This is a genomic window from Vibrio sp. 10N.286.49.B3, assembly GCF_002873395.1.
Lineage (GTDB): Bacteria > Pseudomonadota > Gammaproteobacteria > Enterobacterales > Vibrionaceae > Vibrio.
Genome location: NZ_MCUV01000001.1, coordinates 155,441 through 178,133, shown reverse-complemented (window position 1 = coordinate 178,133; position 22,693 = coordinate 155,441). Strand labels below are relative to the sequence as shown.

Below are 22,693 nucleotides of genomic sequence, written 5' to 3'. Positions count from 1 at the left end.
TTTCATGAAATTTCAATATTGACTTTTAGAGCATGTGGATGATTTATACATGGAATAAAAAAAACAGTTAGTAGCTACTTACTGATGGGGTTAGACCACACTTAGTTGTCTATAATCATCCATTTTAGAAATAGTTGAGATTTATGGCTTATTAAAAAAAATGGCTTGATCTTTAATTAAATTTAAGCGTTATTTCTATCGATTAAAATTAAATCAACTCTCGCTGTGAGTATGGTAATAAATCGAAAATTTTCCAAGCAAAATAGGGGATATGAAAGATGAGAGGGTCATCAAGTGAGAATGAAACGGAGTATAGATATAAATACCAATCAGCTCCGTTTTTTCTTTTGTTTATGCTGTGGGATTGTTAAACGAGACAGGTATGCACGATGTAATTGACATCAACATTATTACCCAGTTTATAGGTATCTGTTAAAGGGTTATATAATAGCCCAGTGATCCCTAACTCTTGCAGTGGGGTTTGATCGATCATTTTGATCATTTCTGAAGGGCGTATAAACTTATCATGGTCGTGAGTACCATCGGGAACAATTTTTAAGAGCTTTTCAGCCCCGACAATAGCAAAGAGGTAGGATTTTAAGTTGCGATTTAAGGTGGAGAAAAACACATGACCACCAGGTTTGACTAATTTTGCACAAGACTGAATGACAGATAGAGGATCTGGCACATGCTCTAACATTTCCATGCATGTCACAACGTCATAGTGACCTGGGTGCTCTAGGGCATGGTCCTCAATTGTACTTTGGATGTAACTGACTTGAGTTCCTGTTTCTAAAGCATGTAGGCGTGCAACTTCTAATGGCTCTTTCCCCATGTCTAGCCCTGTAGCAATTGCTCCTTCGCGTGCCATGCTTTCTGTCAAAATACCACCACCACAACCGACATCGAGGACATGCTTGCCAAATAGCCCATTTGAGCGCTCTAAAACGTAATTTAAACGCAGTGGGTTGATTTGGTGCAACGGCTTGAATTCACCGTTAAGATCCCACCAGCGAGAAGCCATATCCTCAAATTTTTTGATCTCATTAGGGTCGACATTCTGGGCTTTATTCAGTGTCATTTTGGTCATAATGGTTTGGTCCATAGTTAATAATGCATCCATGATAGTGTTTAGCATTATATCGAGAAGAAATTTACTGAAAAGTAATAGTCTATAATTTGCCTATTTGTTGGGCATTAAACAACCTTCATTCTGTAACATCTAGGCTGAATGGACGATTTATCATCAATTGATTCGCAACAAAGGTCACAACATGATAAAAGGTCGGGGAAAGAGATGCCGAATTGGGTAATTTTGTGTTATATTTTTTGGTCTTATACGTATTCAAAAATACGATCTGACTATAGAGGGAAAATGGCTCTATGAGCGATCTAGCTAAAGAGATCACGCCCGTAAACATTGAAGATGAGCTTAGAGGTTCATACTTAGACTATGCGATGTCTGTTATCGTTGGTCGAGCTCTTCCAGATGTTCGCGATGGCCTAAAACCGGTTCACCGTCGCGTGTTGTTCGCGATGAACGTGCTGGGTAATGATTGGAACAAAGCATATAAAAAATCTGCCCGTGTGGTAGGTGACGTAATCGGTAAATATCACCCACATGGTGACAGTGCAGTTTACGATACTATCGTACGTATGGCACAACCATTCTCGTTGCGCTACATGCTTGTAGATGGCCAAGGAAACTTTGGTTCTATCGATGGCGATTCAGCAGCGGCAATGCGTTATACCGAAGTTCGTATGGCGAAGATCGCCCATGAACTATTGGCTGATTTAGAAAAAGAAACGGTGGATTACGTACCTAACTATGATGGTACTGAACACATTCCAGCGGTTCTACCAACTAAAATTCCTAACCTATTAGTGAACGGCTCTTCTGGTATCGCTGTAGGTATGGCAACAAACATCCCACCTCATAACTTAAATGAAGTGATTGATGGTTGCTTGGCGTTCATTGGTAACGAAGACATTACCATTGATGAGCTAATGGATTATATCCCTGGCCCTGACTTCCCGACAGCTGCGATCATTAGTGGTCGTAAAGGCATCGTTGATGCTTATAAGACTGGTCGTGGTAAAGTCTACATGCGTTCGAAAGCGGATATTGAAGTAGAGAAAAATGGCAAAGAAACCATTATCGTTACTGAGATCCCTTATCAAGTGAACAAAGCTCGCTTGATTGAAAAGATCGCAGAGCTAGTTAAAGATAAAAAAGTTGAAGGCATTAGTGCACTGCGTGACGAATCTGATAAAGATGGTATGCGTATTGTTATTGAATGTAAGCGTGATGCTGTCGGTGAAGTTGTTTTAAATAACCTTTACTCACAAACACAACTTCAAACGACATTTGGTATCAATATGGTTGCGCTTGATAATGGCCAACCTAAGTTGTTTAACCTAAAAGAGATGATCAAGTGTTTCGTTGATCACCGTCGTGAAGTGGTTACTCGTCGTACTATCTTCGAATTGAAGAAAGCGCGCGATCGTGCACACATTCTTGAAGCACTTGCACTAGCATTAGCGAACATCGATGAAATCATTGAGTTAATTCGTAACGCAGCAACACCTGCAGAAGCTAAAGCGGGCTTAGTTGCTCGTGGTTGGGATCTAGGTAATGTTGCTTCAATGCTAGAGCGTGCTGGTACTGATGCTGCTCGCCCTGATTGGTTAGAAGATGAATACGGCATCCGTGATGGTCAGTACTTCTTAACTGAACAGCAAGCACAAGCGATTCTAGAACTTCGTCTACACCGTCTAACCGGTTTAGAGCACGAAAAAATTCTAGATGAATATAAAGTACTACTCGAAGAAATTGCTGAACTTATGCATATTCTTGCTAGCACAGAGCGTCTAATGGAAGTTATTCGTGAAGAGCTAGAAATGGTTCGTGCTAACTATGGTGATGCGCGCCGTACTGAAATTACAGCAGCAGTTCACGATATCGATATGGAAGATCTGATCACTCAAGAAGATGTGGTTGTGACGCTTTCTAATGCCGGTTACGTGAAGTACCAAATCCTAAGCGATTACGAAGCTCAGCGTCGTGGTGGTAAAGGTAAGAGTGCTACGAAGATGAAAGATGAAGATTACATCGAACGTCTTCTTGTTGCGAATACGCATGATAACATTCTATGTTTCTCTACGCGTGGTAAGACATATCGCTTGAAGGTTTATCAACTGCCTCAAGCAAGTCGTACAGCTCGTGGTAAGCCGATTGTTAACATTCTACCTCTTGAAGAGGGAGAGCGTATTACAGCAATTCTACCGGTTTCTGAGTTTACTGAAGATAAGTTTATCTTCATGGCGACAGGTGACGGTACAGTGAAGAAAACATCACTAGCAAGCTTCTCTAACGTACGAGCTAACGGTCTAATCGCTGTTAACTTACGTGATGATGACTCGCTAATTGGTGTTGATATTACTGATGGCGACAGCGACATTATGTTGTTCTCTAAAGCGGGTAAAGTGGTTCGCTTTAGTGAAGATAAAGTACGTGCAATGGGACGTACTGCAGCAGGTGTTCGCGGTATGAAGTTGGCTGAAGATGATCAAGTTGTGTCACTGATTGTTCCTTCAAATGAAGGTGACATTCTAACAGTAACGCAAAATGGTTATGGTAAGCGTACAACGCTTGCTGAATACCCAACGAAAGGCCGTGCAACGCAAGGTGTGGTATCAATCAAAGTTTCTGAACGTAATGGTCCAGTTGTTGGAGCAGTACAAGTAGAAGAAGGCGACGAGATGATGATGATCACCGACGCTGGTACTTTAGTTCGTACACGCGTATCAGAAGTAAGCCAAGTGGGTCGTAATACTCAAGGTGTCACTCTGATCCGTACTGCTGAAGATGAAAGCGTTGTTGGTCTTCAACGTATCGAAGAGCTTGAAGAAGCAGAATTAGTTGAAGGTGATGAATTAGAAAATTCAGAATCTGAAACAACAGATGCTACTCTAGATGCTGAAGCACCGAAAGAAGATGGTAGTGTAGACGAAGAATAAGTTTACTGCTGATATCTTAGAAAAACCGAGCCTAGTGCTCGGTTTTTTGTTTTAAATTTCATACTTAGCTTATTTTATACGCAACGGTTCATTTATGTTGCTGTTTGGCAATAATGTTATATTATAACATTAATAATTTATTATCGTGCTTGTTGAAAATATCAGGTTTAGCCCCCATAGTTGAGTCAATTAGTCGGGTTAATGATTTCAATGACACAATCAAAATAATTTCAAGTGAGTGATAATATGGCTGAAGTGCGTGCCAGAGTAGAATTTAAAGTCGGTGTTAAAAGTGATATTGATGCTGAAATCTTATCTTTTCATGGGCTAAAAACAGAGAAAGAGCATGTTGCCGTGATCTTCAAGCTAGCGGATCAATGTCCAGAAACGCCTTTAGTTCGTATGCATTCAGAGTGTCTGACAGGTGATGTGTTTCATTCATCACGCTGTGATTGCGGCGAACAATTAGAAGAAACGATCAATATGATGGGTGAGGAAGGTGGCATTATTCTTTACTTACGCCAAGAGGGTCGTGGTATTGGATTGTATAATAAAATAGATGCTTATCGCTTACAAAGTGAAGGGATGAATACTTACGAAGCGAATAACCATCTTGGCTTTGGTGATGATCTACGTGACTTTACAGAAGCAGCTCAGATGTTAAAGGCGCTTGGGATTGAAAAGATTCGTTTAGTCACTAATAACCCTAAAAAAATTAAAGAACTGCAAGATAATGGGGTAGAAATCGAGTCTGTGGTCAATACAGCAGCCCATATTAAGTCTGGTAATGAGAGTTATTTGCAGGCTAAAGTCTCCCATGGTAAACATGATCTTAAGTTATAAAACTATATAGCTACTCTTATTTAACAACCTCACTTCGGTGAGGTTTTTTGTTTTGGTGAGATAGAGCTTTTCATCTCAACTAGAACAGTACATAACATAACTTGTGAAATTGATGCAAATCAAACTATCGAAAAGTGAGATCTTTGCCATACTTGAATTTAGACATGTTTGAGGTGGTGTATGAATTTAAATAAATATATAGCGTTGTTGTCACTATTTGTGTCAACTCAACTTTGGGCTTTAGATAGTTTTTATGAACTAGGTTGGATAAAGCCAGGGGCGAAAATTGAGAAACTTATTCAATACCCGAAATTAGTTGATGAGTTATATTTTACTAATCAGCATGAGCTCATGTGGAATAATGATGAATTAGCTAACCAGCTTGAGTTTCAAATAGGTATTCTGGATAAAGCACAACTGAGCCCTCTATTTAGCCGTAATGTTGAGATGCTGCGTACATATCGTAAGCAAAACCAAGCCTTTGAATATGATTTATTGGCAACAGATACATTAATTTCTTATCTGAATTATGTGGAGCAAGCCCCAAAGCTTGGCATGACATGGTTTTTTGAAGATCAAAAAATAGGTTCGCTAAACCAATCTTCATTAGCGGTAGGAGAGGAAATTACCCCTATCTTTGCAGATGCTGTCGTCAAAAATCCACAATCCAGTGCTGTACAGTTATCTAAACTGCTCGATCATTATGCACCGCCAGTTCAGCACTATGATGCTTTTGTGCAAGCTTATGCCTTGCTAGAGCAGCAGAACGAATTAAAGACCCCTCTATACCAACAAGAAGGTTTAAAAAGATCAGGAGATGCACTACCTAACAAATCTCAGTTGCTAGATAGAATCAGTCTCGCTGGTATTGATGTCTCTGCTCTTGAAGGCAAAATGAGAGAGGATAAAAAACAAGCAGAAATTGCGATGGCTACTTTTATCGATGAATCGATTGAGCCTATTGAAGCGGTTGAAGAGCCAAACCCAATGACGGAAGATGATGCGCTAGTGGGCATGGAGTCTGCATCATTGATGGCTACAGAAGTTGATTTAACACAACAGGAGAGCGCTGTTGAAGTCACCAAGCCACAACCGTACCAAGATACATTAGATAACGACTTATTGGTGGTTGTTAAGAAATTTCAAACCATGCATGGTCTAAACCCTGATGGGGTGATTGGACCTAAAACAATGAAATGGATCAATATCGATGTTGATGATCGAATTAAGCTATTAGCGCTAAATGCTGAGCGTATGCGTTTATGGCCGAAAGATAGAGAATCCATCATCATGGTGAATGTCCCAGCGTTTAATATGAAGTATTGGTATCAAGGAAAAACGGTTTTTGAATCACGAGTTATCGTTGGCAAAACAGAGCGCAAAACACCTTTAATGATCACTAAGCTTGATTCGGTGATTCTAAACCCGAGTTGGAATGTACCAAGAAAGATAATGGTTGAAGATATTTTACCGAAAGCGAAGCGAAACTTGAGTTATTTGAGTAAAAATAAAATCGAAATCATTCCAAAGTGGGGCTCAAAACGAACAATAAACCCAGCGAATATTAACTGGAATACGTTAAATCCTAAAAACTTCCCATATAAAATGCGTCAACGTTCGGGGTCTAATAATGCATTAGGATTATATAAATTTAACACGCCAAATGCTCAAGCAATATATCTGCATGATACACCAAGCAAAGGTTTATTTAATCGAGACTCTCGTGCATACAGTTCGGGCTGCATTCGGGTTGAGGGTGCTCGACAGTTCGCTATGTCGCTGGTTGATACTCAAGGTGCGTATAAAAAAAGTCGCTTAGAGAACTCAACACGGTCATCTAACGCCCGTGTTCCACTGCATCAAAAAGTACCCGTTCATATTATTTATCAAACGGTGTGGTTTGATAATGGCAATATAAATTATCGTGATGATATTTATGAATACGATCACTTAGCTGCTAATTAATGATAAAAATATTTAAGGGTATCTTTCCTCAAGATGCCCTTTGTGTTTAATACTTAGGCTTGTAAAACCACTTTCTCAATGTCATTATTCAAATCATTTTATGTTTTTGAAGGTATAGCATGTCCCTTAAATATCAAGTTGTTCCAGTGACTTCTTTTGCACAAAACTGTTCGATTGTATGGTGTGATGAGACCATGAAAGGTGTGGTTGTGGATCCTGGTGGTGATGTAAAGCAACTCGCGATGTTAATTGAAGAGCTAGGTGTTGAGGTAGTCAATCTAGTTTTAACTCATGGACACCTTGATCACGTGGGTGGAACAGAGCCACTCGCTGATATTTTAAACGTAGAAATCGTGGGTCCTCATAAAGATGATAACTTTTGGCTGCAGGGCTTAGAAGGTCAGAGTCAGATGTTTGGTTTCCCATTGACACATGCATTTGAACCGCACCACTGGTTACAAGAAGGTGACAGTGTTGTCTTTGGTAATCAAACAATGCAAGTTATTCATACACCCGGTCACACGCCAGGTCATGTTGTTTTGTTCAGTGAAGAAGCTCGTTTAGCCTTTGTAGGTGATGTATTATTTAATGGTGCTATCGGTCGAACGGACTTTCCTCAAGGGGATTTCAATACCTTAATCCATTCAATTAAAACCAAACTTTGGCCTTTAGGTTCAGACGTTACTTTTGTTCCTGGTCACGGTCCGCAATCAACATTTGGTCATGAAAGAGCATCAAATCCATTTGTCGCTGATGAAATGCCGTTGTATTAAAATATACGCAATTGCATGCATTACCTTCTTTGCGAGAGTAAAGTAACAGAAATTATATTTGTATGATTTTTCATCGGTCAGGTGCGAAATATCGACTTTTAGGCCTCTTTTGGGTCTAGATACTACAAATTACGATGTTTTTTTGGTATAACACGCGCTTCAAATTTTCACCACTGCGTTAGAGCAGTGAACTGGAGAAATATTCAATGAGACTTGCTCATAAACGCAAAGTGCAGGCTAAACTGCAAAAGCGTATCAAAGCGACTGTTGCTAATGTTGCAGCAGCATCTAAAACAGTTAAGCCTGTCGTAGTCGCTAAACAAGCAGTTGAGAAAGCCGTAGCTCCAAAAGCTGTAGCTCCAAAAGCAATCACTGTAGCGCTAACGCCTAAACAGCAACAAGTTTTAGATATCGTTGTGAGTAATGCCGATGGTATCAATCCAAAAGGTATTGGTCTTGCTGCTGGTCAGGAAGATGCAAAAGCGGGCTCTTGGGCAACAGGAGCACTAAAGAAACTTTTAGAAGAAAACCTAGTTGCTAAAGAACAACTAGCAGGTAATAAAGTTATCTATAAAGCTATCTAATATCTTTTTCGATCCTATGTAGTGATAAAAGCCTCAATGATTTGAGGCTTTTTTTTGGTCTGAGCAAAGGGAATGAAACCTATATACTTTAGCTATATATTCATCAATTGATTCGGCTCTTGAATTATTTTAGGTCGAAAAACAACCGTTTAGTGGATTAGTAAAATAAGATGTGTAGACTAAAGGGGTATTTCAGTGGAGAAACTTATATAACCAGAAATAAACAATTGATGGTTTATATCTATCGTATTTTAACCGAAGTTTTTTGATCTGAATTTATTTACTCATAAGAGAGAGGGAAGATGACAAAAGGTATTGATAAGTACAGTATTGACAGTACAGATTACACTGTAGGTCAAGATAATGTACAAAAGTGGGGGTTTGATGTTCATAACCCTGTATTTGGTATCAGTGCAGGTTTTATTGCGCTGTTTCTTGTTATCACTATGATCTTTGATGCTCATACAGTAAAAGAGTCACTAGATGGTGTTAAGAATACAATAATTCATTCTTTTGATTGGCTATTTATCTGGTCAGGTAACGTATTTGTTGTATTTTGTTTAGCTCTAATTGTATCGCCATTTGGTAAGATCCGTTTAGGTGGTAAAGAAGCAACGGCTGATTACTCATTCATGTCTTGGATAGCAATGCTTTTTGCTGCAGGTATGGGTATTGGTCTTATGTTCTGGAGTGTGGCAGAGCCAGCAGCTTACTTCACTGGTTGGTATGGAACACCACTAGGGGTAGAAGCTAACACACCAGAAGCTGCTCGTTTAGCGCTAGGTGCAACAATGTACCACTGGGGTTTCCATCCTTGGGCTATTTACGGTGTTGTTGCATTATCTTTAGCATTCTTTACTTATAATAAAGGGTTACCACTTTCTATTCGCTCAATTTTCTACCCTATTTTAGGTGATAGAGTGTGGGGTTGGCCTGGGCATGTTGTTGATATCTTAGCTGTAGTTGCAACCCTATTTGGTCTAGCGACATCGCTTGGCTTAGGTGCTCAACAAGCGGCAAGTGGTATTCATCACGTCTTTGGTCTTGATGCAGGCATGGGGCTGCAAGTTGCCGTTATTTCCATTGTAACGTTACTAGCTGTGGTTTCCGTTCTACGTGGTATTGATGGTGGCGTAAAAGTTATCAGTAACATCAACATGATCGTTGCGTTTGTCTTACTGCTACTTGTCGGCGTGATTGGTTACCATGTTACGTTTGAATCTATAGCGATAACATTTGGTGCTTACTTTGGTAATATTATTGAATTAAGCAACCCTCATGGCCGTGAAGATGAAGGTTGGATGCACGGTTGGACGGTATTCTACTGGGCTTGGTGGATTTCATGGTCACCATTCGTAGGTATGTTCATTGCTCGCGTTTCTAAAGGTCGTACCATTCGTCAGTTCATGACAGCGGTATTAATTGTTCCAACGGCAGTGACTCTTATCTGGATGTCAGTATTCGGTGGGATGGCAATTGACCAAATCATTAACGGTGTTGGTGAGTTAGGCGCAAATGGCTTAACGGATGTTTCTTTGGCTATGTTCCAAATGTTTGATGTATTACCATTTGGCGCAATCTTATCGGTTATTGCTGTTCTACTTGTTCTGATTTTCTTTATTACATCGTCAGACTCAGGATCATTGGTTATCGATAGCATTACCGCTGGTGGTAAAGTTGATGCACCTGTACTTCAGCGTGTATTCTGGGCCTTCATGGAAGGTGCTATTGCTGTTGCGCTATTGTGGATTGGCGGCAATGAAGCTGTTCAAGCACTACAAGCTGGTGCAATTTCAACAGCCTTACCATTTACCTTCATTCTATTGATGATGTGTGTCAGCCTTATCATGGGTATGCGTACAGAAGAACGATAGAACTCGGTTAAATCGTTATATTATGAAATGAAAAAGAGAGCCAGTGGCTCTCTTTTTTTATATTCAATATCTTTAAATCAATTCAATTTCGTGAATAGATGCAATATCTATTGGCTTAAAAGTCAGCATCAACTTGAAAATGAATAACTTCATTTGTAATCGGATGGGTAAATTCAATGGATTCAGCATGCAAGTGCAGTCGCTTGCTCTTTTGACCATATAAGCCGTCACCAACAATTGGCATACCGAGCCCATCAGGGTGTGCACAGTGCACTCTTAACTGGTGAGTACGACCTGTCTTAGGGTAGAGGTAAACTTTTGTTTGTGATGTCTCTGAGTTAGTCTCAATGACCTGCCAGAAGGTATTCGCGGGCTTGCCGTGGGTATGGCAGACTAATTGACGCGGTCGATCGTATAAATCGCCACGCAAAGGGAGTTCAATAGTACCAGATGTTACTTCTGGCACACCTTCAATGAGAGCTACATAGCGCTTTTGTACAAAGCGACCAATAAATTGTTTCTGCAAACTTTTGTTCGCTCGTTTTGAAATTGCAATCACCATTAACCCTGATGTTGCCATGTCTAAACGATGAACAATTAAAGGTCCCGTCGCCTCAGGGAATATCTCCTGCATGCGTGATAGTACCGAGTCTTGAATGGTTTTTCCTGGTACAGAAAGGAAATCAGCAGGTTTGTTGACCACCGCGATGTCTTCATCTTGATAAAGAATATCGACACTTTTTCCTTGCGCCGGATTGATCAGTAATGGATTATCGTCCACCTGCAACCCCAACATCATATGGCCGAGAATAGGGTGGCATTTACCCATACAAGAGGCATAGAATTTTTTATGTTGTCTAATTTCGGATTTAGGTGCACATCCCCACCAAAACTCAGCAAGTGCAATAGGGGTGAGGTTATTTTTAAAAGCATATTGTAATAGCTTAGGGGCAGCACACTCACCAGCACCAGCAGGGGGGACTTTATTAGGTGTTGGTTCAAATATAGCGGTGAGGCTTTTTGTCACCCCATTGGCATTTAAAAATTGATATTGGTCGAATAACTTCTGCTGTAGCGTGTTCGACATTTTTCTGCGCAGTTGTTTTTTATCATCAAGTTGACGCTTAAACTCTGTTAACTGCAGTTCAATAGCCGTGATTTTCGCTTGCCAAGTGCTTTTTAATTGCTTTAGGGCATTTTTGTCCATTACACTTTCACGACTCATTTGGATCTGTAACTGAGTCAGTTGTTCGTGATCCAAGGTATGCTCAGCTTGTTCTCGTTGCAACTTTCTATTCTTTCTGTTCTCTATCATCAGCGCACGATGATTTTCAATCTCTTGCTCAGCAAGTTGTTTTTGCTGTGAGTGCAGGGTTAAAAGTTGCTGATAATCTGGGCTTTTCTCAAGGGCTTTGAACTCACGGCTTACTTTGTTTATGGCATTGTGCTCATCGCGAAAGAAACCATCTTGCTCGAGCATATCGAAAATAGGGGGAACAAAGTTTGGAATTTGATTGGAATCGGCAATCTTGCCAGAAAAAGCGGACAGATAACCTAATTGACCTTGAGCATTTTCAACCACTAAAACACCAAACATTTTGCCGATCGCATCTTTAGTCTGCTCTTGAGGCTTTAAGTGACCGTGTGCATCAACACCAAAGTCATGCTGCCATTCATGCGCTTGATTTAAGTGACGTTGTAACTCGGAAGCGGCGAGTACACTCAATGGATGCGGCTCATAGTAAAACGGGAAGGTGAAGCGTTCGGGCTTGGTGTAGCCTTCAGTACTTTGCTGAAATGGAGTAAAGGAATCGTGTGATGAAATCATAATGAGAACGTTCTGCCTGTGAGTGCGATAAAAATAGTGTAGAGGAGCTAGCGACAACTCGCACGGTATGCGTCGATGATCGAGGAGTGTACCTGCTAGGAAATATCAGGTCACTAAGATATTTCGGTGATTGAGGGTAAATTGAGTTACTATATTAGAAACTTTTATAAAGACCATTTCAATGACAATTCCTATCACCCAAATACCAACAAAAGAAGTGACGTGTAGTACTTGCCAAGCGTGCTGCTGTCGACTTGAAGTTATGCTCATTACTGAAACTGGTGTCCCTGAAGAGTTCATTGCCACTGATGCTTGGGGTGGGGAAGTGATGAATCGACTCGATGATGGTTGGTGTGCAGCTTTAGATCGAGAAACCAAAATGTGTACTATTTACGAAGTTCGCCCATGGATTTGCCGTGAATTTGAAATGGGTTCTTATGAGTGTCGTATTGAAAGAACAGAGCACAATATTATTGATTAAAGTGCTATTTGTCGCTTAAGTATAACGAGTCAATCATTCTTATACTATTGCTCTAAACCCAGCAGATGTGAATTCATGCTCTTGATACAGTGAGTAATGAAGTTAAATCTTAGAAAATTGTCCTGATATGATGGTTATTTAGTCATATTAAAGCGAATTTTCAGATTCAATTTGGCATTGGTTGCGGGTTTGATTAATATGTATAGTTATCCGAAAAATACCATTACTCCCTATGGGCAGACCACAGGGTAGATGAGGAAACGATGCAACATCTAGAAGAGATCATTGCTAATGCAACGACAGCGATTGAAAGCGCTGATTCGTTAGTCGCACTTGATGAGGTGCGTGTTCAGTATTTAGGTAAGAAAGGTGAATTAACCCTTCAACTTCAAAGCCTAGGTAAACTTCCACCTGAAGAGCGTCGTACTGCTGGTCAAGAGATCAACAAAGCGAAGGGCGCGGTTCAAAAACTAATTGCAGAGCGCAAAGATGCACTTCAACGCGCTGAGCTTGAAGCAAAACTTGCGGCTGAAATGATTGACGTGAGCCTACCAGGTCGTCGTATCGAGAACGGTGGTATTCACCCTGTAACTCGTACCGTTGAGCGTATTGAGCAGTTCTTTGGTGAACTAGGTTTCAATACCGAATCAGGTCCAGAAATTGAAGATGCATTCCACAACTTTGATGCACTGAATATTGCTGACGATCACCCAGCGCGTACTGACCACGATACTTTCTTCTTTAACCCTGACCTTATGCTACGTACGCATACTTCAGGCGTTCAGATCCGTACGATGGAAAATGGTCAACCACCATTCCGCTTCATCGCACCTGGTCGTGTTTACCGTAACGATTACGATCAAACTCATACGCCAATGTTCCACCAAGTGGAAGGTATGCTGGTTGATGAAAATGTAAACTTCGCACAACTAAAAGGCATTCTAGCTGAGTTCCTACGCAACTTCTTTGAAGAAGATGTTGAAGTTCGTTTCCGTCCATCATTCTTCCCGTTTACAGAACCTTCTGCTGAAGTTGATGTAAAACGTAAAGATGGTAAATGGTTAGAAGTTTTAGGTTGTGGCATGGTTCACCCTAACGTATTACGTAGTGTAGGCATTGACCCTGAGAAATACTCTGGTTTTGCATTCGGTATGGGTGTTGAACGTCTAACGATGCTCCGTTACGGCGTAAACGACCTTCGTGCGTTCTTTGAGAACGACCTTCGTTTCCTTAAACAATTCAAGTAATCCGAGGCAGTCAAAACTATGAAATTCAGTGAATCTTGGCTACGCGAGTGGGTTAAACCCGCAATTAACAGCGAAGAGCTAGCTCACCAAATCACTATGGCTGGTTTGGAAGTTGATGAAGTAGCACCTGTTGCTGGTGAATTCACCGGCGTTAAAGTAGGTAAAGTGGTTGAGTGTGGTCAACACCCAGACGCAGATAAACTTCAAGTAACAAAAATTGATATCGGCGCAGAAGAGTTATTAGACATCGTATGTGGTGCTTCTAACTGTCGCCTTGGTCTTACTGTTGCTGTTGCGACGGTTGGTGCTGTTCTTCCTGGCAACTTCAAAATTAAGAAAGCAAAACTACGTGGTGTGCCATCACACGGCATGCTTTGTTCTTTCTCTGAGCTAGGTATCGATGTTGAATCTGACGGTATCCTTGAGCTGCCTGAAGGTACAGCACTTGGTATGGACGTTCGTGAGCTTCTAGAGCTAAACGACGTAACTATCGACGTAGATCTAACAGCGAACCGTGCTGACTGCTTCAGCATTCGCGGTCTTGCTCGTGAAGTTGGCGTACTAAACCGCGCAGACGTTACAGAGCCAACGGTTGAAGCTGTAGCTACAAGCATTGAAGATACGGTATCTGTTGAAGTCAAAGCAACAGAGGCATGTCCACGTTATCTTGGTCGTGTGGTTAAGAACGTAAACGTGAAAGCCGAATCTCCAATTTGGATGCAAGAAAAACTGCGCCGTTGTGGTATTCGTTCAATCGATCCTGTTGTCGACATCACTAACTACGTGATGCTTGAGCAAGGTCAACCAATGCACGCATTTGATCTTGCTAAGATCGAAGGCGGCATCGTTGTACGTCTAGCAGAAGAAGGTGAAAAACTGACTTTACTTGACGGTAACGAAGCAAAGCTTAACAACAAGACATTAGTTATTGCTGACCACACTAAAGCACTAGCAATCGCTGGTATCTTTGGTGGTGAAGCGTCTGGTGTAACGACAGAAACCACTGACGTACTTCTTGAAGCAGCATTCTTTGCACCAGATCATATCCGTGGTCGTGCAAGAGCTTACGGTCTTCACACGGATTCTTCTCTACGTTTTGAACGTGGTGTTGATTCAACGCTACAGTTAACGGCAATGGAGCGTGCAACACAGCTTCTTGTTGAAATTTGTGGTGGTGAAGTTGCGCCAGTGAACGGTAGCGAGTCAGAAGCAGGCCTTCCTAAAGCAAATGTTGTTGCTTTACGTCGCGCTAAACTAGACAGCTTACTAGGTCACGAAATCCCATCGACAGATGTGGTTGAGATCCTAACTCGTCTAGGTTGTGAAGTAGAAAGCACAAATGCAGGTTGGACGGCAACGTCTCCATCTTGGCGTTTTGATATCGCAATCGAGCAAGACCTAATTGAAGAAGTAGGTCGTATTTACGGTTACGATAACATTCCAAACCAAGCACCTATTGCCGCATTAGTGATGAATGACCATAAAGAAGCAAACCAACCGCTTAAGCGTGTTCGTGACCTTCTTGTTGATCGTGGTTACCATGAAGCGATCACATACAGCTTTGTAGAACCAGAACAGCAAAAACTGATTGTTCCTGGTGTTGAGCCACTGATCCTGCCATTCCCAATCTCTGCGGATATGTCAGCGATGCGTCTTGGTCTAATCCAAGGTCTGCTAAACACCGTTGTTCATAACCAGAAGCGTCAACAGTCTCGCGTTCGTCTATTCGAATCGGGTCTACGTTTCATCCCTGAAACAAGCGCTGAAAACGGCATGCGTCAAGAAATGATGCTTGCGGGCGTTATCTCAGGTACACGTGGTGAAGAGCACTGGGATATGGCAACGAACACTGTCGATTTCTTTGATCTTAAAGGTGACCTAGAAGCGGTTCTTGAGCTTTCTGCGAACGAAAAAGCATACAGCTTTAAAGCGGCTAAGCACCCAGCACTTCACCCAGGTCAAACTGCAGCGATTATCGTTGATGGTAAAGAAGTTGGCATCATTGGTACCGTTCACCCAGAACTTGAGCGTAAATTTGGTCTTAACGGTCGTACTATCGTATTCGAAATTGAGTGGGCAGCAATCAATACTCGCGTGCTTCCTGAAGCAGTAGCGGTATCTAAATTCCCTGCAAACCGTCGTGATATTGCCGTTGTTGTTGATCAAGAGGTCGCTTCTGGTGATATCGTGGCTGCATGTCGCGCTGCTGGTGGCGAATTCTTAACGGATGCAACACTGTTTGACGTATACGTTGGACAAGGCGTTGAAGAAGGTAAGAAGAGTCTTGCTATCGCTTTAAGCCTACAGTCTTTAGAGCGTACATTGGAAGATGCTGATATTGCTGGCTCTGTAGAAGCAATTGTTGCGGCAATTTCAGAACAGTTTGGTGCAGCATTACGTGACTAATTAATACCCTATTAATTAAGTCATATTGATATAAGCAGGCTTATTATAAGTCTGCTTTTTTTATGCATTTAGAATAGCCTTATTTTAATAAATATAATACTAAGGGTGAATTATAAGGCGTAGTTTTTATATATAGGGCGTACCTTCTACGCCCTATATGTGCTTATTTTGATATTAACAAATATTGACTTAGATCGACCTCTGTATATATACAATGTGTGATTTAGTATCAATAAAATCACTAATAATGCCCACTTTGCAATAATTCCTATATCAATCACATTATGTGTAGATAGATTGTTTTTATTATTTAGATGCTTTATTCAACAGTGAATCAATACTCTAAATAACAATAAACAAGACGTTAATTTAATTAACGCCTAGGACATAATATATGGAAATGAAAATAAGTACCTTAGCGAAACTAACTATGCCTTTATTAGTTTCTGCACTAGTGGTGGGCTGTGGAGGTTCAGATGATAATCCACAAACTCCTGGTGACTTAGTTGATGGTTTATATCCAGCCGCTGACAATGAAGTGGTCATCTACTACAAGCGTGATGATGCACAAACACGCAGTGGTGACTCTGTTTATAATGATTGGGGCTTACATCTTTGGAATGGAGAAGGATGTACTAGTACTGATTTAGAAGCAATGGGTTTGCCAGCAGGTGGAACAGATTGGAATTCACCTTATTTATTCAAAGGAATTAGTGATACTTACGGTGCTTATTACGTCATAAAATTTGATCCTATGGCATCAGATCCGCATAAATGTATGAATTTTATTTTGCATAAGGGCGATGATAAAGGATTTGGAAGTGCTAACCAAAAAGTCCATTTAGAACGTGTAGGTGACAGTAAAGGTTTATTTGGGTTCCATGGTAGCAGTGAGTTGTATTATGTGCCAACCGCAGAGCGCCCAGTGCTGATTGATGGTCAAAAAGCGCATTGGTTAGATGAAACAACGATTGCATGGGAATCCATCGCAGGAGCCGATAGCGTCGAATTACGCTATGACTTAAATAATAAAATCGTCATGGATGCCGAAACTAAAGAGTTAGAGGGTGGGGAAATTATTACCCTATCTGCTGGTTCAATTAGTGATGAGTTAAAAGCGAAGTTTCCACACTTATCAGGTCTATCTGCCGCTGAAATTGATGTTGATAGTGAGCTGTTACACACCATTTTAAAAAGTCAGATCGTTTTAGCAGCCTATGACTCAGACGGTAAAACTTTAGCGGCAACCGAAGTGCAAAAGCCAGGCGTTCTTGATGATGTGTTTGTTGAGGAAGAGGCTGGTAATGCTATTAATGAAACACTTGGCGCCATTGTAAGTGGTACGGATGCTGAGTTTAAATTGTGGGCACCAACCGCACAAAACGTATCATTAACCATTTATGATTATGTTGAAGGTCAGCACAGCGTACTTTCAACACATGAGATGACCGAAGACCCAAATACCGGTATTTGGCAGTCAGAGTCCATTTCTGATGTCGTTGATAAGTTTTATCGATATACCGTTACTGTTTATCATCCAACCACGAAAGAAATCGAAACTCGTGAAGTGACGGATCCATATTCATTAAGCTTGTCGATGAATTCACTATATTCACATGTTGTGGATTTAGAAAATGATGAATTATTAAAACCAGCAGATTGGGATAATTATACTCGTCCAGAAATGAACAAAGATATTGATCATATTTTGTATGAGTCGCATATTCGTGACTTTAGTTTTAGTGATACGAAAGGGCAAACGGGCAATCAAGGTAAATACTTAGCATTAACGGAAAGTGATCGAGAGTCAGTCCAACACTTACAGGCATTGGCTGATGCTGGTTTAACGACATTACACATTCTACCTGCATTTGATATTGCGACGGTTGATGAAAATCCACAAACTCGCGTTGAAATTACTGATAGCGTAGAAAAACTCTGTAGCATTAAACCAGATGCGACGGTGTGTGATGAAGTAGGATCAGAAGTGATCATTGAGGATCTACTGACTTCTTATGATCCAACCACTACAGATGCTCAAGCATTAATGAATGACTTGCGTGCACTGGATGGCTTCAACTGGGGTTATGATCCATTCCATTACACAGTGCCTGAAGGGAGTTATGCTTCAGACGCTCAAGGTTCTGCTCGTATTAAAGAGTTCCGAGAGATGGTCAAAGCAACCCATGATATGGGTCTAAAACTTATCATGGATGTTGTGTATAACCACACCAATGCTTCCGGAATCAATGATAAGTCGGTGCTGGATAAGATCGTCCCTGGTTACTACCACCGCTTAGATGCCAATACCGGTGGTGTAGAGCAGTCGACTTGTTGCGACAATACGGCAACAGAGAACTTGATGATGGGCAAGCTCATGATTGATTCTCTGAAGGTATGGGCACAAGAGTACAACGTAGATGGTTTCCGTTTTGACTTAATGGGTCACCAGCCAAAAGATTTGATGGTTGAAGCATTAGAAGAAGTGCGCAAAATTGATTCTGGCACGTTATTTTATGGTGAAGGTTGGGACTTTGGTGAAGTGGCACAAAATGCGCGCTTTACCCAAGCGACTCAAATCGAAATGGCAGGTACTGAAATTGGTACATTCTCTGATCGCTTAAGAGATGGTGTGCGTGGTGGTAGCCCATTTGATGATGGCACTCTGAACCCAGCAGATAACACACGCTCTATTCGTAAAAATCAAGGTTTTGCTAACGCTGCATACTTAAATGACAACAATAGTGATGAGGCTGCATTTAGAGATAGTGCACTGCATAATCAAGATTTAATTCGTTTAGGCATGGCGGGGAACTTAGCCGATTATCTATTGATTGATTCTAATGATGAACTCAAATATGGCAAGCAGGTTGACTATAATGGCGCACCAGCCGGTTATACAATGCACCCATCAGAGAACATCTCCTATGTCTCTAAGCATGACAACCAAACGTTGTGGGATAACAATGCTTACAAAGCGGATTATGCTGTCACTAATGCTGAAAAAGCCAGAATGCAGACTGTGGCTCTATCAACGGTCATGTTAGGTCAAGGTATTCCATTTATTCACATGGGTTCAGAATTACTGCGTTCAAAATCTATGCAGCGAGATTCATACGATTCAGGTGACTGGTTTAACCGTGTACGCTTTGACGGATCAGACAACAACTGGAATGTTGGTTTGCCACGTGAAGATAAAGATGGTTCAAACTATGATTTAATCAAAGAGATTTTAAACAATGCCCCAGAAGGTCCAACAGCATTAGAAATCGAAGCCGCTAAACAGCAGTTCTTTGACTTACTGAGTATTCGTAGTGGTAGTGAACTGTTCCGTTTAGAAACGGCTGATGAAGTGAAAGACAGAGTCGATTTCCGTAATGTAGGCAAAGAGCAAACTCGTGGTCTTATTGTTATGTCGATTGATGATGGCACTTTGGCTGGAGCAGACTTAGACCCTAATTACGACGCCGTTGTCGTTGTGATTAACGCTACTAGTGAAGAACAAGTGTTTAACATCGAAAACAGCCTTAACTTTGAGCTGCATGATGTTCAACAAAGTTCTGCCGATAGCATAGTAAAAGAAGCCAGTTTTGATCAAGGCAATTTCACTGTTCCAGCATTAACCACTGCGGTTTTTGTTCAACCACAAAATGGCGAACAAGGTGCGGGCTTACCTATTGATGGCGATAAAGATGAATCTAATATCCCACCATACGGCAGCACAACCGTCTATGTTAAGGGTGATATGAATGGTTGGGGTGATGATGAGGACTTTGCACTATCATTTACTGGTAAGGGTATCTATACGCTTTCTACGCCATTAGAAGTAGGCGAGTATAGCTTTAAGTTTGCGGATAGCTCTTGGAGCGCGCCAGATATCGGTTGTAGTCCAGAGTCAACAGAGCAAGCAGATGGCTCTATGGACTTAGGTGTTGATGGCAACTGCAAAGTCACCATTGAAGAGGCTGGTAGCTACTCTTTCACACTTGATGCCAGCTATGTTAACTCTAATAGCATCGAAAAACCGGTTGTTTCTGTAGTAAAAGAGTAAGGGTTTAATCAAGGGTTATTAACCATATAACCACTCAATGCCACTAGCTTATTGGTTAGTGGCATTTTTTTATATTAACCAGTTTAGTGTATAAAAGTAGAATATAGAAAACAATGTTCATAAAAAATTTGTGTGCAAAGCACTGATAAATAATGATAAAGAATTTTTTTTTAATTTTTTTTTACAGAGAATTACGCAACATAGATAAGTTTTTTAATTTGCATATCATGATGTAACTGGTATTATTATCTGTTATATCATGTTATTATGGATTTAAATCTTGTTTACTGTTCAGTAAATAGTCTTTTTATGTATTTGTTTTATATAAATAGTCTCTTCTTATCAATAAAAAAGTTGGCGAAAATCAGAAGCTTGGCATACACTTTCTTCATACAGCGAATATCTTATTGATTGGCTGAATGAAATGCTTTGGCGCTACTAAAATAGTAGCAATGTTTAACACAGCTCTGAGGATAGTTTATGGCGCTCACAAAGGCCGATTTGGCTGAGAACCTGTTTGAAAATCTTGGATATAGTAAACGGGATGCCAAGGAAACGGTTGAAGTGTTTTTTGAAGAAATTCGTAAAGCACTGGAAAATGGCGAACAGGTTAAGCTTTCTGGCTTCGGTAATTTTGATCTACGTGACAAAAATGAACGACCAGGACGCAACCCTAAAACCGGAGAGGACATTCCAATTACTGCTCGACGTGTTGTTACCTTCAGACCTGGGCAAAAGCTCAAAGCTCGTGTTGAAGATATCAAGATCGAAAAGTAAGCCAAGCACTAGACCACGCCTAATCGCGTGGTCTTTTTGGTTTTGAGATAAATAAAAGTAACGGGATGGAGCGTAGGGCTGTTATACAGAGAGGGAAGTCTAGGCTGCTTGTATATGCGTAGTGATATAAGGCTGCCATGCCTCTTGGTAAAGTTGTGCTGATTGGCTACGTATCATGGCAATTTTAGCGCTTTCAAGTTCATTTAACGAGCGCTGCTGGCTATATGCTTGCCTTTCAATGGCTTGAATATCTTCATACCATCCGTGTTCCTTACCATTTTTAACATGGGCAATCGCCTCCAGATGCAACTGAACTTCTGCCACTATTTCGCTTTTTGGTAATTTTACTAATAAATTCAGATCGCGATAGCCTGATGCTTTTGGCGACTTAAAGCGATTTTTGACTTGTACGATTTCTGCTTCTTGACTCAATTTCTCATACACATCAACTAGGCTTTCAACATCATTGGAAACAATGGTAGCCCTGGCTATATCAGTTATCCTATTGACCTGACCATTAAACTTTAGATTGATCTTTTCTAGTGCCCGTTGTTGAGATTTAATCCCAGCAAAGGAGGTCGTTGAACCGGTAAGTAGAGCAGTATTAATACACAAAGCTTCAAGCTCACTCTGTGCTTGGTGTGAGTGGCTATAAAGCTCATCAAAATCAGAGTAGGGCTGAATAGGATCAGTGGAGAGTGATTTTATGCCGTATAAACCACTTAAACTATGTCTAAAGCGTCGAGACGACGTTTCATTTTGGACTGTAGAGCGAGAATTTTGCTCGATAGAAGAAGGTAGCGGTGCCGCTGCTGCAAATGCAGGTGCCCTGCTGAGTACCAAAAACATTAAAGCCGCGGTACGTAAAAATGGACTCATTGATGCTCCTAATTAAGTTACTAAAATGGGATAAAAAAGGGCAGTAACATTAGTTTGCCAGACGATTATATCGATAATAGATGAAGCTTGTTGCGATCTGTATTACATAACTGAAATTAATATGATGGAATACATAATAATGTTATCAATATAGAAAAATCTGCTTGATTAGAAAAAGAAGGATAAAAATGAGCGAATCAATTAGAGTAGAGTTATCCTTTTAGATGATGAATTAAAGAGCGTTTTATGCACGATCCTGAATTTTGGCACAATAAGTGGGCAGCGAATCAAATTGGTTTTCACTTGAACGATGTGAACCCATTATTAGAGCAGCATTGGCATCATGTAAATCCGCACTATGAAGCCTCGGTCTTTGTTCCTCTGTGTGGGAAAAGTGAAGACTTAGTTTGGTTAGCGACTCAGCATAGTAAGGTTCAAGGTGTCGAACTGAGCAAGATTGCGGTAAGAAGCTTTTTTGCTGAGCATTTATATACGCCTCAAGTTACCCAAATTAACTCTCAGCATGAAGAGTACCTATTTGATGAACTGACGATTTATACTGGGGATTATTTTACAGCGCCAATTGAACCCGTCGATATTATCTATGATAGAGCGGCATTAGTTGCGATGCCGAAAGCGTTGCGAGAAGTGTATGTTCAGCGCTTAAAGAGCTTACTAAAGCCCGAAGGTCGAATTTTATTGGTTAGTTTAGATTACGTTCAACAAGAGATGTCAGGTCCTCCATTTAGTGTTGATAAAGTCGAAATTGAGAGTCTGTTTAGTGGTTATGACATTCAATTATTATCTCGTGATGAGGCCGATAACAATCACCCTAAAATACAAAAAGGCTTATCACGCTTTGCTGAGGAAGTGTGGGTAATTGAAAATCATAAAGAGTAATAAGTATCAACTTTATGCGCGGCTTAAAAAGTTGCGCTTAAGTTAATCAACCGCATGCTTTTGTT

At 40.8% G+C, this 22,693-nt stretch carries 15 protein-coding genes; 12 read left to right on the top strand and 3 right to left on the bottom strand.

Annotation, left to right across the window (positions count from 1 at the left end):
- Positions 1-367: 367 nt before the first annotated feature.
- A complete protein-coding gene (gene ubiG, locus BCU68_RS00720; protein WP_198591670.1) occupies positions 368-1,123 on the bottom strand; it encodes a bifunctional 2-polyprenyl-6-hydroxyphenol methylase/3-demethylubiquinol 3-O-methyltransferase UbiG in 756 nt (251 codons plus the stop codon).
- A 260-nt stretch (positions 1,124-1,383) separates the two neighbouring features.
- Between ubiG and gyrA the strand changes: the two genes are divergently transcribed.
- From gyrA to BCU68_RS00690, 6 genes are all read left to right on the top strand, one after another.
- Complete coding sequence (gene gyrA / locus BCU68_RS00715; RefSeq protein ID WP_102562871.1) at positions 1,384-4,020, top strand: DNA topoisomerase (ATP-hydrolyzing) subunit A; 2,637 nt, start codon at positions 1,384-1,386, stop codon at positions 4,018-4,020.
- Between the two features lie 246 nt (positions 4,021-4,266).
- The gene (gene ribA, locus BCU68_RS00710) at positions 4,267-4,863 is read left to right on the top strand and encodes a GTP cyclohydrolase II (RefSeq protein ID WP_102562870.1); all 597 of its coding nucleotides are present in this window, start codon (positions 4,267-4,269) and stop codon (positions 4,861-4,863) included.
- A gap of 180 nt (positions 4,864-5,043) precedes the next feature.
- Positions 5,044-6,828 carry a L,D-transpeptidase family protein gene (locus tag BCU68_RS17205; RefSeq protein WP_277868774.1) on the top strand — a complete coding sequence of 595 codons (1,785 nt, stop codon included), beginning with the start codon at positions 5,044-5,046 and terminating at the stop codon, positions 6,826-6,828.
- A gap of 119 nt (positions 6,829-6,947) precedes the next feature.
- Positions 6,948-7,601 (top strand): MBL fold metallo-hydrolase, encoded by a 654-nt coding sequence (locus BCU68_RS00700; protein WP_102562869.1) that lies wholly within the window; start codon positions 6,948-6,950, stop codon positions 7,599-7,601.
- Between the two features lie 206 nt (positions 7,602-7,807).
- Positions 7,808-8,185, top strand: a complete 378-nt coding sequence (locus BCU68_RS00695) for a MarR family transcriptional regulator (protein WP_102562868.1) — start codon at positions 7,808-7,810, stop codon at positions 8,183-8,185.
- A gap of 302 nt (positions 8,186-8,487) precedes the next feature.
- Entirely contained in the window at positions 8,488-10,059 is a 1,572-nt protein-coding gene (locus tag BCU68_RS00690) for a BCCT family transporter (RefSeq protein ID WP_102562867.1), read from the top strand.
- Positions 10,060-10,174: 115 nt separating this feature from the next.
- Here the strand turns inward: BCU68_RS00690 and BCU68_RS00685 are convergent, their stop codons facing one another.
- Complete coding sequence (locus BCU68_RS00685; RefSeq protein WP_102562866.1) at positions 10,175-11,887, bottom strand: pseudouridine synthase; 1,713 nt, start codon at positions 11,885-11,887, stop codon at positions 10,175-10,177.
- A 181-nt stretch (positions 11,888-12,068) separates the two neighbouring features.
- On the opposite strand from BCU68_RS00685, the gene BCU68_RS00680 reads away from it, so the two are divergent.
- The 5 genes from BCU68_RS00680 to ihfA all read left to right on the top strand — a co-directional run bounded on the left by BCU68_RS00680 (position 12,069) and on the right by ihfA (position 20,849).
- The gene (locus BCU68_RS00680; RefSeq protein ID WP_102562865.1) at positions 12,069-12,368 is read left to right on the top strand and encodes a YkgJ family cysteine cluster protein; all 300 of its coding nucleotides are present in this window, start codon (positions 12,069-12,071) and stop codon (positions 12,366-12,368) included.
- Positions 12,369-12,631: 263 nt separating this feature from the next.
- Positions 12,632-13,615, top strand: a complete 984-nt coding sequence (gene pheS / locus BCU68_RS00675) for a phenylalanine--tRNA ligase subunit alpha (protein WP_102562864.1) — start codon at positions 12,632-12,634, stop codon at positions 13,613-13,615.
- Between the two features lie 18 nt (positions 13,616-13,633).
- Positions 13,634-16,021: a phenylalanine--tRNA ligase subunit beta gene (pheT, locus tag BCU68_RS00670; RefSeq protein ID WP_102562863.1), complete on the top strand. Its 2,388-nt coding sequence runs from the start codon at positions 13,634-13,636 to the stop codon at positions 16,019-16,021.
- Between the two features lie 394 nt (positions 16,022-16,415).
- Positions 16,416-20,072, top strand: coding sequence for a pullulanase-type alpha-1,6-glucosidase (gene pulA, locus BCU68_RS00665; RefSeq protein ID WP_102562862.1), 3,657 nt, complete (start codon positions 16,416-16,418; stop codon positions 20,070-20,072).
- A 480-nt stretch (positions 20,073-20,552) separates the two neighbouring features.
- On the top strand, positions 20,553-20,849 hold the full coding sequence (ihfA, locus tag BCU68_RS00660; RefSeq protein ID WP_102562861.1) for an integration host factor subunit alpha: 297 nt from the start codon (positions 20,553-20,555) through the stop codon (positions 20,847-20,849).
- Between the two features lie 99 nt (positions 20,850-20,948).
- Here ihfA and BCU68_RS00655 read toward each other — a convergent pair whose 3' ends face one another.
- Complete coding sequence (locus BCU68_RS00655; RefSeq protein WP_102562860.1) at positions 20,949-21,728, bottom strand: RelA/SpoT domain-containing protein; 780 nt, start codon at positions 21,726-21,728, stop codon at positions 20,949-20,951.
- 246 nt (positions 21,729-21,974) lie between these two features.
- Here BCU68_RS00655 and BCU68_RS00650 point away from each other — a divergent pair, with 246 nt between their 5' ends.
- Complete coding sequence (locus tag BCU68_RS00650) at positions 21,975-22,628, top strand: thiopurine S-methyltransferase (protein ID WP_102562859.1); 654 nt, start codon at positions 21,975-21,977, stop codon at positions 22,626-22,628.
- The last annotated feature ends 65 nt before the right edge of the window (positions 22,629-22,693 follow it).

Bases quoted from the DNA above. Each gene is read 5' to 3' on its own strand.
- ubiG (WP_198591670.1), bottom strand. From the start codon at position 1,123: ATGGATGCATTATTAACTATGGACCAAACCATTATGACCAAAATGACA.
- gyrA (WP_102562871.1), top strand. From the start codon at position 1,384: ATGAGCGATCTAGCTAAAGAGATCACGCCCGTAAACATTGAAGATGAG.
- ribA (WP_102562870.1), top strand. From the start codon at position 4,267: ATGGCTGAAGTGCGTGCCAGAGTAGAATTTAAAGTCGGTGTTAAAAGT.
- BCU68_RS17205 (WP_277868774.1), top strand. From the start codon at position 5,044: ATGAATTTAAATAAATATATAGCGTTGTTGTCACTATTTGTGTCAACT.
- BCU68_RS00700 (WP_102562869.1), top strand. From the start codon at position 6,948: ATGTCCCTTAAATATCAAGTTGTTCCAGTGACTTCTTTTGCACAAAAC.
- BCU68_RS00695 (WP_102562868.1), top strand. From the start codon at position 7,808: ATGAGACTTGCTCATAAACGCAAAGTGCAGGCTAAACTGCAAAAGCGT.
- BCU68_RS00690 (WP_102562867.1), top strand. From the start codon at position 8,488: ATGACAAAAGGTATTGATAAGTACAGTATTGACAGTACAGATTACACT.
- BCU68_RS00685 (WP_102562866.1), bottom strand. From the start codon at position 11,887: ATGATTTCATCACACGATTCCTTTACTCCATTTCAGCAAAGTACTGAA.
- BCU68_RS00680 (WP_102562865.1), top strand. From the start codon at position 12,069: ATGACAATTCCTATCACCCAAATACCAACAAAAGAAGTGACGTGTAGT.
- pheS (WP_102562864.1), top strand. From the start codon at position 12,632: ATGCAACATCTAGAAGAGATCATTGCTAATGCAACGACAGCGATTGAA.
- pheT (WP_102562863.1), top strand. From the start codon at position 13,634: ATGAAATTCAGTGAATCTTGGCTACGCGAGTGGGTTAAACCCGCAATT.
- pulA (WP_102562862.1), top strand. From the start codon at position 16,416: ATGGAAATGAAAATAAGTACCTTAGCGAAACTAACTATGCCTTTATTA.
- ihfA (WP_102562861.1), top strand. From the start codon at position 20,553: ATGGCGCTCACAAAGGCCGATTTGGCTGAGAACCTGTTTGAAAATCTT.
- BCU68_RS00655 (WP_102562860.1), bottom strand. From the start codon at position 21,728: ATGAGTCCATTTTTACGTACCGCGGCTTTAATGTTTTTGGTACTCAGC.
- BCU68_RS00650 (WP_102562859.1), top strand. From the start codon at position 21,975: ATGCACGATCCTGAATTTTGGCACAATAAGTGGGCAGCGAATCAAATT.